General features: G+C 69.9%; 8 protein-coding genes and 1 pseudogene. 1 reads left to right on the top strand and 8 read right to left on the bottom strand.

Features of this window, described 5'->3' with window-relative positions:
- Window positions 1-54 precede the first annotated feature (54 nt).
- The 8 genes and pseudogenes from AB0C36_RS23720 to AB0C36_RS23685 form a co-directional block, all read right to left on the bottom strand.
- Window positions 55-687: pseudogene (locus tag AB0C36_RS23720) on the bottom strand (DciA family protein); the annotation flags it as partial.
- 240 nt (window positions 688-927) lie between these two features.
- Complete coding sequence (locus AB0C36_RS23715; RefSeq protein ID WP_358357083.1) at window positions 928-2148, bottom strand: hypothetical protein; 1221 nt, start codon at window positions 2146-2148, stop codon at window positions 928-930.
- 1250 nt (window positions 2149-3398) lie between these two features.
- Window positions 3399-5066 (bottom strand): IS607 family element RNA-guided endonuclease TnpB, encoded by a 1668-nt coding sequence (gene tnpB, locus AB0C36_RS23710; RefSeq protein WP_358357081.1) that lies wholly within the window; start codon window positions 5064-5066, stop codon window positions 3399-3401.
- A 392-nt stretch (window positions 5067-5458) separates the two neighbouring features.
- On the bottom strand, window positions 5459-6364 hold the full coding sequence (locus tag AB0C36_RS23705) for an FAD-dependent oxidoreductase (protein WP_358357080.1): 906 nt from the start codon (window positions 6362-6364) through the stop codon (window positions 5459-5461).
- On the bottom strand, window positions 6361-7497 hold the full coding sequence (locus tag AB0C36_RS23700) for an isochorismatase family protein (protein WP_358357078.1): 1137 nt from the start codon (window positions 7495-7497) through the stop codon (window positions 6361-6363). Before AB0C36_RS23700 ends, AB0C36_RS23705 begins: the two co-directional genes overlap by 4 nt.
- Complete coding sequence (locus AB0C36_RS23695) at window positions 7497-8654, bottom strand: XRE family transcriptional regulator (RefSeq protein WP_358357076.1); 1158 nt, start codon at window positions 8652-8654, stop codon at window positions 7497-7499. Before AB0C36_RS23695 ends, AB0C36_RS23700 begins: the two co-directional genes overlap by 1 nt.
- 196 nt (window positions 8655-8850) lie before the next feature.
- Entirely contained in the window at window positions 8851-9588 is a 738-nt protein-coding gene (locus tag AB0C36_RS23690) for a protein phosphatase 2C domain-containing protein (protein ID WP_358357074.1), read from the bottom strand.
- 33 nt (window positions 9589-9621) lie between these two features.
- The gene (locus AB0C36_RS23685; RefSeq protein WP_358357072.1) at window positions 9622-10398 is read right to left on the bottom strand and encodes a GntR family transcriptional regulator; all 777 of its coding nucleotides are present in this window, start codon (window positions 10396-10398) and stop codon (window positions 9622-9624) included.
- Window positions 10399-10780: 382 nt separating this feature from the next.
- Here AB0C36_RS23685 and AB0C36_RS23680 point away from each other — a divergent pair, with 382 nt between their 5' ends.
- Window positions 10781-11551: a hypothetical protein gene (locus tag AB0C36_RS23680; RefSeq protein WP_358357071.1), complete on the top strand. Its 771-nt coding sequence runs from the start codon at window positions 10781-10783 to the stop codon at window positions 11549-11551.
- The last annotated feature ends 283 nt before the right edge of the window (window positions 11552-11834 follow it).

Below are 11834 nucleotides of genomic sequence, written 5' to 3'. Positions count from 1 at the left end.
CCGCCCCGATACGGGCGGCACTTCCACGAACATCTACCGCCTCCCGGCACGAGGTCAGGCAGAATCACGCAGCCCCGGTCCGGCTGACTCCCGGACGGTGCCGACGCCGATGGTCGGCAGGCTGCGCGCCGCACGGTCCCGCGCGGCCTGCTGCCGGGCCCGCTCGTAGGCGTCCGACCGGCGGCCCCGGTCGACCTGCCCCTGCTCCTGGTCGTGGTTGTGGCCGGCCAGGACCGCGCGGAAGGCCTCCTCCGGTTCGCGGCACCAGGCCAGCGCCTGGTCCTGCCGCTCGATCGCGGCCCGGACGGCAGGCGCGAGCTGCCGCTCGGGGACGGCGGCGCGGTGCGCATCCCTCGCCTGCCGATAGCCGGTCGACGGCTCCCGGGGACCGGGCTCCGGCGCAGCCGCGGTCTCGGGGTCGCCGGTCGCTGGGGTGTCCTGGTCGCCTGCGGTGCTTGAGGGTGCCGGGGCGGGGCCGGGCGGCAGGATGCGGATCCCGCGCACCGTGCGGTCGCCGGTGTGGTCGGCGATCCGCTGGACGATGGCAGCGGTGCGCAGCCGCAGGTGGGCGGCCCAGGCCGGGGAGGCCGGGCGCAGCTGCAGGACGCCGGCGGCCGGATCGAACCCCGCGGCGTGGACGTGGTCGGCCAGGTCGGGGGCAATGCGGTCCCAGTCGGCGATCAGGTTCGCCCCGGCGGCGGGGGGCGTTCCAGGCGCGGGCGGCCATCAGGCTCTCGAGGACCGCGGCGAGACCGGCGGGTTCACTGCCGTCCGACCGGCGAACCCGGGCTACGCGGCGGGCTGGAGCGGGGCGGCCGGTGGCGCCGTTCGCGGCGGCCTGGCGGGCGGCGCGCAGAGCGACCTTCGCCAGATCAATCCCCGAAGCCCCGGGTATGGCGGCGGCCGTGGGCCGTCGGTCGGTACGCGTCACGCGATCACCCCGCAACCCGCCTGCGCACCGAAAACCCGGTCGACGGCCAGCGGTCGGCCTGCCAGCACCGCCAGGTGCTCGCGCCACGCGGTCGTCCGCACCGGCACGTCAGGGACTTCGGGCGTCGTCGTTCGGCGAGGCTCATCGCATTCGGCCCGGCACAGACGGCACAATCCGTCGGTCACGGCCGGGCCGACCAGGAAGATCCGAGCGCCGCAATCCGAACACTCACCCCGTGCACGGCCGTCCGACAACGAGCTCGGCAGTGCCGGAGCCGGAAGCCGCCCGAGGCCTTCAGCGCATCCATCGGCCCCACCCGCAGCAGGCACCGCCAACGAGGCACCCGGCTCCGAACCGACCTGGCGAAGACCTTGCCGCTGTGCGGCCGCACGATCGGCGACGATGTCCGCGCACACCTCGCAGCGTCGGCCGGTCGACCACATGACCCCGGCCTCGCAATCCCACAGCCCGCAGCCCCACCGAGGCAGGCCGACGCCGAGCAGCCAGCGGCCTGCGTCGCGGATCCGTGACGTGTCGACACCGGCGAACCGCACCGTGAGCCGGTGCCGCAGCCGGGAAGGCTCCATCCCCGCAGCCAGCTGCTCCGCCACCGCCCGGCCGATCCTCCGCACCACGAAGTCGCTCGTCACACGTGCAACCAGCCCACGCACCGGCTCCAGGACCGCGAACACCTCCGCATCGAAGCCCGCCCCGCCGCTGCCGGACATGGGTGCGTTGTGCGCGGCTTCGGGGTTCTCCTCCGCGCGAAGCGCGCCATCGGCCGTGCGGGCAGGGTTCCGCCGCCTTGATGCCGCGCCGGCACGCGCGCCTACCGACTTGAGTTCGCCTGCGGCGGGTGAGAACAGCGGCTGTCCGTCCTCGGGTGAGTCAGTCGTAGGTGATTCCTTATACGCGAGGGATCCCTCACCAGTATCGGAACCCGATCCCTCACCAACACCGGGACATGCCGAGGCATGCGAGCCGGTCCCCGCAGCCCGCGAAACAGTCTCCGTGACGCCCCCACCTGCCGTTTCCGAGCCCTGGCCGACCTCCAGGCCCTGGTCCGCCGCGGCGCAACCACTGCGGCCGCCGCCGACCACCGCCGACGCGGCCTCGGGGACGCGGTGCGCGATGTCGTGCGCCATGTACCGGTGACGTCCCTGTGCGCCCAGCCGCCGCCCGACCGTCACCCAGCCCGCCGCCTCGACCTCGTCCACCACCCGGCCCGCTGCGTCCGCCGTCACCGGCAGCCCCGCACGGCGCCCCGAATGGTGCCGCAGGTACCCCGCCAGCTCGCCCTCGGTCAACGACACCCGCGTCCGCTCCGCGAACGCGATCGCCGCGTACGCCCGCAGCTGCCGCGGCGTCAGATCCTCCGCGGCCGCCACCGGCACCCACACGAACCGCTCCCCTGCCGACAGCGGCCGCACCCGACGCACCGCCGACGCACCCCGCCCGCCCGCATACGTCCGCCGGACCGTCGACATCTCCACCACTCCGTCCGGCCCCGGATGCGACAACGGCGCCAGCCCCCGCTCCGCCGACGACTTCGACAACCGCACATACTGGGCGATCGTCTCTGTCCGCGCCTCGCAACCCTCCGGCCGCATCCCCAGCGCCGCGACCTTCACGTACATCGTCAACGCCACATCCGGATACGACCCCGACTCCACCAGACGCCACGGCACCCGCACCCGCTGCGTCCGCACACGCTCAGAGCGATCAACAGAGGCCTCGGATCGGCGCGGCCCAGGCACCCGCACCACGACAGCGGCCTCCGCCGCTGCGGCGCTCACCGGGCCACCCAAGCGGGCAGCACGAGCCCGACGGCGGCCGCGCGGACACGGGCGCCCGGCGACGGGGACGACCAGGACGAAGGGACAGGGACATGGGTAGGCGCAACCGCGCAGGGGGGTGTCATCGTATGGAAACGCCCCGCCGAAGGCCGCCGTGTGACATGAGTTTTCGAGAAAGATCGCCGCACATCTGGGTCAGGTGTCAGCGACCCCGTTCGGTGTGACACTTGGCGCCGAAAAACTTCGGCGAGTTGTCCCGGCAGTGCCTCCGGCCAGGTCGGCACCGCGCGCTCACCAGCTGCCGGAAGCTCCCCCGGACGCGTGAAATTGGTCACGCCCGAGCCCTGGAAACCCCGGTCGGACGGGGTGAAGTCCCGCGCCTGGGCGCGCCAAAGCTGGCCCTGCGCATGGTTCCTGTGCAAAATTGACTCCGTTCTTGTGCGCGTGCGCGCACGAGGGCATGCAAAAGCCGCCGCCTCGCGCGGTGGTGGTTCTGGGCGAACCAAGATCGAACTGTTCGACCGGCGGCAAACCGGACGGACAACCCCTTCGGAGGAGCGGCAAACTCCTCCGGTGTCAGAGAGGCCGCTGGACCAGGTGACGGCAAATCACCTGGGGACCAGGGCCCGGGGCGGCAGAAGACCCGAGATCGGGCGCCGCCCCTCGAAGGGCTACGTCGTCACCCTGACCCCCTCAACGCCTGAGGTGCGGGCCGGGATGCGCGGACAGCACGAACACCCCGTCGAAGGACCAGCAGCCACGGCTGCTGACCCCACGGCGGGGTGCTGTGTGTGTACAGGGGTACACGGGTACCGCCCCGCAGCTTCCGAGCGCTCATCGCACGTCGGGGCCTGCGGGATTCCGGTGTTTCCATCCAGAAGGTTCGTATCGGTGTCGCTGAAGCTTGCGGCGTCCCGATGACGATGTACCGCTTCTGTCTGCCGCTGCTGCGGCAGGGTTGCACCACCTGCCCACCCGCCTGTGCCCCTCTCGGGCCGGGCGGTGACGCGGGTCTTCTGGTCGCCTCCACGGTCGTTCGACGCTTTCGCGTCCTGGTCTCCGGCCGCTCCGGTACCAGTTGAGCAAGCCACCACGAGGGCGGCGAGGTTGCGGGCTGCGTTCGCGTCCCGGTCGAGGACCAAGGCGCATGACTCGCACTTGAAGACCCGGACGTGCAGCGGCAGCTTGGCTTTCACTGCGCCGCAGTTTGAGCAGGTCTTGGACGAGGGGTACCAGCGGTTCGCGACTACGATCTCGCCGCCGGTCCAAGCGGACTTATACGCGAGTTGGCGGCGGATCTCACCGAACCCGGCATCGGCAATCCGTCGGGCCAAGCGGCGGTTCCGAAGCATGCTGGCGACGTTGAGGTCTTCCACCACGACAGTGCCGTATTCGCGCGTGATGCCGGTGGTGAGCTTATGGAGGGCATCCGCACGCAGGTTCGCCACCCTGTGGTGCACGCGGTTGCGCGCGGCGTTGGCCTTGAGCCATCCCGATGACGGAGTCTGTCCGGTACGCCGATCTCGGCCCTGACGACGAGAGACCTGGCGTGAGAGGCGCCGGAGCTTGGCGAGCGAGCTGTCAAGCGGTGCGGGATTCGGCGCGTGGCGAATCTCCCCTGTGCTGTCAGCCAAGACCGCGAGGTGTTTGAGACCCAGGTCGATCCCCACCACCACATCAGGCCGAGCCGAGCGCTGGACGTCCCGTTGGGTTTCGACCTGGAACGATACGAACCATTGGTCTCGCTCGCGTACCACTGCAGCAGACAAGATCCGGGCAACCCCAGTTGCCAGGCGCCGTTCCAACTTTCGGGTGTTCTCGTGCACGCGCATTGCACCAAGCCGCGGCAGCGTCACGTGCCTGCGATCGGTCTCCACGCGGATCACGCCGGTGGTGAACCGACAGGCAAGGCGTGCGGTGTGCTTCGACTTGCGGCGCGGCATGCCTACACCCGCGCCTTTGCGCGCCCCGCGCTGCGACTTGGCGTAGTTGTCGAACGCGGCAGCCGCGTTGGCGAGGCCGGTGTTGTACGCCTCCTTTGAGTTCTCGTGCCACCATGCGGCGAACCGGGAATCGGTGTGCTTTACACGGTTGAACTCCCGGCGCAGCGCTGGCAGGGACCACGGTCGCCACGGCGTCAGATCTGCCTCGGGAATGCCGTACGAAGCCTCGGCTTTTCGCTGCCACCAGGACGCTGCCACCCACGACACAGCCCAGTTGTAAGCGGCCCGCGCGGCACCGCAGTGCGATTGAAGCGCACGTTCCTGACCTACATTCGGGTCCAGGGCGAAGCGATACGCCTGCACCGTGAACCCGGCCCGGGGCTCGAACTTCTTCACGCTCTCACCAGCCCACGAAGACGCGAGCGGAGGACTGACAAGAGGTCCGCAAGCAACGCGAACGCCACGTCGAAGAGCCAGCAGAGGCGCACGTCGCTGCTGGACCCACGGCGGGGCGCTGCATATGGATCCCGTCTCCGGGTACCCTGAAGATCACGCGGTCACCTGACTCGAGTTGAAGGTGAACTGCACGGCCTCTGGACCCCTCTCACAAGGTCCTTGGCCAGCGACTGGCCCCGATCACCTTGCCAAGGGCGATCGATGGGGCCTTTCGCGTTTTCTGATGTTGATCAGTCTGTGGGCCAGCGTATCGCCTTGGCGGTTCATGAGTGACGCGTGAGGCTGCCGTGTCGCTGTCCTGATCAGCGCAGTCGCCATGAGCTGAGGCCTCCTCAGGCGCGCGGCTGCGCGTAGTAGTTGGCCAGGACCGCCTCGGCGCCGGAGCCCTGCGCGGTCGCGATGCGCTGGAACTGCGCCGACCGAAGGTCCCCGGCGATCCGGATCCGCGGATGCTGCAACTCCGGCGCGCAGTAGCCGTCCTGGCCCGACACCAGCCCGGGCAGCGACGCCGGCCGGTTGCCGAGATTGCCCAGCACGGTGGCGGCCGCGTACGTCGTTGACCCGCCGGCCCGGTCCTTCACCTCCAGCATCCACTCGGACCCGAAGGCCGGACGGGTCACGGCGATGTGTGCAACGGGCACCAGGCGCACGCGCTCGTCCCCGGCGACCTCGGCGAGCTTGTAGTCGTCGGCCGCCGGGTGCAGCACGTGCAGCGTCTTCGTCGACGTCGGGTGGGTGCGCAGCCACGTCCCGAGCGGCCGGTCCCCGCCGAGCACGTACGTCCGGCCGACCAGGTCCTGCGGCGCGGCGCGCCACAGCGGCGGCGCGACAAACCCCTCCGGAGCAGTCACCCACGCGACTCCCTGCGGCGTCAGCGTCTCCACACCCGTGGCCACCACTACGGCGGCCGCCGACAGCACCGTGTCGTCCTCGAGGACCACTTCGGCGCGGTCGTCGTGGCCGCGCACCGCGGCGGCCCGATTGCGGACCACGGTGCAGCGGCCGGCCTCCCCCAGGCGGGCCAAGTCGGCCACGAGCGCGTCGGCGAGCTGCACGCCGGTCGACCAACCCCCGGCCACGTTCTCCACCGCGCCGATACGGTGCAACGCGCCGCCAACCCGGCCCGGCTCCACGACCACGGTCCGGAGCTGGAGGCTCGCGGCCATGAGCGCAGCGGCCACCCCGGCCGGCCCCGCGCCGACGACCACCAGGTCCACGTCGAAGGACGGCGTGTTCATGCGGGCGCCCCCTCGGCGATACGGGCCAGGACGTCGTCGCTGGAGAGTAGTTGGCCCCGGCCGATGTTCCGGCCAGCGAGCAGCAGCGCAGCGTCGTGGTACCGCTCGCCGCCGCTGGACGCGCACGCATCAGTGACGATCCACGGCCGGTGCCCCGAGTGGTACGCCGAGATCGCCGAGTCGTACACGCACGCGTCGGTGTCGATGCCGCACAGCACCAGGTCCGTCCACCCCGACTCCCGCGCCAGGGCGGCGAACTCCGGAGTGAAAATCGTCGACTGCGACTTGTCGACGACCGCAGCCGCGTCCGCGACGAACGGCACCAGGTCCTCGGCGAGCGCCTGCTCCTCCGCGCTGCGCAGCCGCGTCCAGCCGGTGATCGTCTCGTACGGCGACCCCTCGGCGTTATGAAACCGGGAGAACACCACCGGCGCACCCACCTCCCGCCAGCCCTGCAACAGCCGGACGATCCCGGGCAGCGCACCGCTGCTCCGCTCGTTGACGAAACCCTGCTGAACGTCGATGACCAGCAGCGCCGTCGATCGAGGGTTCAATCCAACCGCCTTTCCCGCATCTACTGGGCTTTCCTGGGACTGCGCCAGCCCATCCGCGCAGCGCGAATGGAGGGGCAGCACGGTTCGGTCTCGACGGATTGCCCGTCGCTCGTAGGTCAGCCAGGACAGCGCGGTGCCGACCGAAGCAATGGAGACGTTGTGTTCACGTGCGAGCGCACGAGGAGTCGGCAGACGCGTGCCTGCAGGCGGGGAGCCGTTCTCGATCTGCGTGGTCAGCAGCTCAGCCAGGGGACGCCAGAAAGGATCCTCTGGGCGTTGGCTCTTCGCGTTCGTCCAATCCTTGATGCGGCCGGTGCCGTCGTAGATGGGCTGCTCGGAGCGGATAGCCTCCGCTTCCACGGCCGCAGCCTCAGAACGCGAGTCGAACCATCGAAGGTCCGTTTTCGCGATGAGGTGCCACCAGAATTTGTATCGAGAGTGCTCATCAAAGCGTTGCTCAGGATTGGCGGTCATGCCGACGTACAACAGGCCGCCCTCGGCGTCGTACAGCCGGTAGACCGCGGTTCTAAGCTGCTCCAGCCGGTCGTTGTACGCATTCACGACCTTCTTCTCCGGCATCACATGGCTCCATCTCGCAAGGCATCCTGAGCGGCCCGAAGCCGGTCAGGGAGCTCACTCGTCGCCAGGATCGCCTCGCGCATCACCCGGTGCTGCGCCGTCTCGGTCGGCCGCGCGGTTGTCAGCCGGACGTGCGCCCCACGCAGGAACCGCCACCCGAACTCCGGCGGCATCACCGGGTCCTCGCCCGACTCCACCATGTGCAGCACGTGCGAGGAGAGCGCCCACAGCGCCTGCGCGTCCAGCTCCAGATCGACGATCTGACTCATCGTCAGAGCCCGCTCGTCCGCCTGCGGGTGATAGGCGACACCCGACCAACCGGCAACGCCGCGCGAAACGCCGCCGCCGAAAACGACGGCCCCAGGGTGAGTCCACGCCTCGCGGAACTTCGCGTCCTCCGACCCCGGCCCCAGAGGCACGACGTTCTTAGGGTCCTGTCTGTTGACGAGGACGGATGGCGTCGTCAGTAGATGGAGCGCGGTATCCAGGCTCGCGCCGCCCCACGGTGCGTCGCGCAGCTCGTAGGCCGACAGCACATACTGCGGCGTCACATCGGCGGATCGCCTGTCTGGTGTCGCGTGCTCCTTGAGGAGCTGGGCGATGCACTCCCCGGCCCAGGCCGGGTCGGCGGCGTACGTCCGGTACCGCCACACCGCCAGTTCGGTCAGCGTCTCCACCCGGCGGTGCTCTTCCAGGTGCACGACGGCAACGCCGCATGCGTATGCGACCACCACAGACGACCGAGCCGACCGGTGGTCGGCCGACAGTGTTCGCCGTTCCAGACCGCCCGGCCCTGCTGCGCGCTCGGCGCCGGCGGCGAACAGCGCCGTCCCGTGCTCTCCGAGGTAGACCGGCATGAACTTGTGCGAGACCACGGTGCACGCGCCGGGACGGGCGGACTCGTCTGCAGCGAGCGCCGCGGAATCACCGCGAAGTGCCGCCAGAAGAACACGGAACCGCTCTTGGTCCTCGGCGGCGCATCGGGCCAGCGCAGCGTCCAGGATCTGCGCCGTCTCCGGGCGGCAGACCGTGCCGGGATTCTGCGTCCAGTACGTGACAGTGCGGGCGCCGATGCCCAGGCGCTCGGCGAACTCCCGCACCGACGCCCGCATCGCACGCCGCAACAGCAGCGCTTCCTCACCCGTCCACTGATCCACGCCGATCACTGTTCACCCCCGAGGTGGTCTTCTGCCAGGCGCGATGCGGGCTATTGCCACGCTATTGCCACACCACTGCCACGCTGCGGCCTCTCCCCCAACCCGGCTGATCAACAAGCTTGTTGATGTCATCAGCGGACTGATCGGGGGCGTCATGCGGAGTCGCAGGATCACGGGAGGGGTGGCGGGTCATGCCTCAGTCCCAGGTCATGAGGACGGCCGTGGCATCGTCGTGCTGCTTGTCACGCCGCCTCGCTTGCTGTGCAGCGTTCTCGCTGCCTTCGGCAGCGCGAACCTGCTTGATCAGGCATCCGGGATCGCTCTCCAAGAGATCGAGGGCGTCCGCCCAACTGCCGAGCGCGAATCGTTCTGTGTATCGGGCCGCGCCGTCGGTGAAGGCAGCAGCTCGGCGTACGTCCGCGCGATCAACGCTGCCAATCACGGCTTGGTAGGCGGCTTCAGGCTTGGTGCTGGCGACCCAGAACCCGTCGGGCTGGTTGCGTGCTGCCCGGACGGACTCGGCGGTGTAGACGGGAAGGCTCCCACTTCGCGTGTCAGTGACGACCTGGACGCCGTCGGCGGTGTCGAAGACGACCGGCGAATCGGCAAGGATCAGGTAGTCGACGCTCTCGGACGTGCTGTTCTCCCTGATGACTGCGACGGTCGACGAGGGGCTGTCGGGGTTCGACAGATCGCAAGCTGGACCGTGGGCGCCGCATGTCTCGTCGATCGCGGCCGCCACCAGGTCGGACAGCGGGCGGTCGTGCAGGAAGAGCTGACGGGACAGCGCCGCACCGAGCTGGGCTACCAGCCAGGTGACGGTGTGCACGCAGCCGCTGTCGACGCCGGCCCGCGGCGTCGCTCCGTCCAGGACGAAGGCCCAGGTCGACCCGGTGGCCACCAAGTCCTCGTTGGCCTGGCCCGGGGTGGACACGGTGATGCTGGTCGTACGCATGCGCCGCCTTCGTCAGTCGGGGATGGGGAAGCGGTAGGAAAACGTGGCCATATCCCCCGCGATCACGGAGAGCATGACCTCAACTGCGCGGCCGCTGTCGTCGTAGGTGACGCGGGTCAGGTCCACGACGGGCGTCCCGGTCGGGAGCTCGAGCACGACGCTTTCGGGGCCGGTCGGCATGCGGACGTCGATGCTCTCCTCGATCTCGGCGAGGTGGTGGCCAGCCTCCTCAAGTCGGGCGAACCCGCCTCCCGGACCGGTGTCTTCTTCCTGGATCCGGGTGCCAGCGACGACTTCGAGCTCGTAGTAGCTGTCCGCGAGCTGGTTGGGACGGTCGTCTATGAGCGTCGTGCGGCGGCGCACCCACACGGGCGTGCCCTCTGCGATCCCGAACTTCTCGGCGACCAACGCAGGCGCGGGGACCTCGGACAACTCGCGGATCAACTGGTTCGCGCTGCGGCCCTGGCTGTCTGCCTCGGCGATCAGGATCGGCTTCGCGTGCGCGCCGAGCCAGCGACTGCGCGCATAGCGCTCGATCCCATGACGGCGCGCCTGCGGACGTTTCCGCACGAAAGTGCCGAGTCCTTGGACCGTGAGCACCAGGCCCTGGTTCTTCAGCAGGTCAACAGCCTTGCGCGCAGCTGCGACCGAGCAGAGATAGGCCGCGGCCAACTCGTCCAATGTCGGCATCTTGGCACCAGGGGCAAGCTCGCCCGCTTCGATCTTGTGGCGCAAGTCGTCCGCGATGCGCACCTGAAGCGGGCGGGCGTCGGTGGGTCCCGTCGTCATGCGCACACCATACGGGTTTTGCAGGTCTGCATACAGACCTATTGACCCCGAGTGATCGCCCCTTTACAGTCGAACCAGTTCGCAGGTCTGCATACAGACCGGCAGACAGTAAGACCGACGTAGAAGCACCCGACTGCTTGTTCAGACGGGTAGGAGTGGGAACTGGCTACTGGCCAGAGCCCGCCGGGGGGTCGCTAGACCCCTCCGGGGCCTTCGGGTCCCGACGAGGACTGCGACCTCGGGGCGATGCACGCAAAATCCTCCGCGCTTCTCCAAGGCAGGGCCGTGGTTTGTCCACGCGTCAGGGCGCTCGCATGCGGCCTGACCAGCGGAGAATTCGCGACCTCGTACCACCCAGACCAGCCTGCAGAGGAGTCTCCTGGTGGCCTCTACCCCGCCCTCGGCGCCGACGATGAAGCGCCGGCCGCGCCGGACCCGCACGAAGAACCGCAGTCTTGCCGCCGCCCTGGTGGCGTCGAAGCTGTGCCCGAACGACTTGGACCTGCGCCGCGGCGCGATGACCGTGGTCTGCCCGGACTGTCGGACCTGGTGCCCGATCACCGGCTATCAGGGCCAGAACCCCAAGCTCACCCCGCACCAGGGCACGTTCGCCGACCAGGACGGCAACCCTGTCATGCGGCGCTGCGAGGTCGGCAGCAATCGCCGGATCGTGCTGGACCTGACGATCGAACGGTGGCAGCGCAGCCTCGCCGAGGCGGCGCGTGAGACGTCCGCGCGGCGCGCCACCGCGGTGGTGCCCAGGCCGAAGGCCGCCCCGGCCCCGGCGGCCTCGCAGATCCAGGCGCCGCTGCTGAAGCTCGCGCCCGCCCGCGACGCGCACCTCGCCCACCGCGCCCGCTGCGCGGCGTGCCAAGGCCGTACGTACTGCACGGACGGCCTGCGCCTGGCCGACCTGTACGTCCGCCTGCTGCGCCAGGACCCCGAGCGCAGCCGCCGCTGTGAACTGCTCGCCGAGGTCACCGCGGACCAGGAGCAGCGGACCGCCCGCCAGTTCCCCCGCGCCCGCGCCGAGGAATGGGCCGACGTCCTCGCCGCTTTCAAGGCCGTCGAAGACGTCCGCGACACGTTGCTGGCCGACACCTCCAGCGACGGCACGAACGTCCCGCACGAACCGCTGCGCATCGCGGTCTGATCAGCCCGGCCTGTACGAGCGGCCGCGGGCGCCCCCACCCGGCGACGAATCCTGGGTGGGGGCGCCCGTGGCCGCTCGAAGGCCCGCACCACGCCCGCCCGTTCCCCGCCCAGTTCGCACCCAGCCAGGAGGCAGCAATGCGCAGTGACCCGTTCATGGGCTTGATCTACGCCCTCGGGATCTTCGGTCCGGTCATCGTCCTGGTCGTAGTCGCGCTCGCGCGTTGACCCGCCCACCACCGGCACGAACCACCACGGCCGCGCTGCACCCGAACCGATTCGGG

The sequence above is a fragment of the Streptodolium elevatio genome (assembly GCF_040649515.1).
Lineage (GTDB): Bacteria > Actinomycetota > Actinomycetes > Streptomycetales > Streptomycetaceae > Yinghuangia > Yinghuangia elevatio.
The sequence above is the reverse complement of the archived record's forward strand: the minus strand, read 5'-3'. Positions and strand labels throughout refer to the sequence as shown.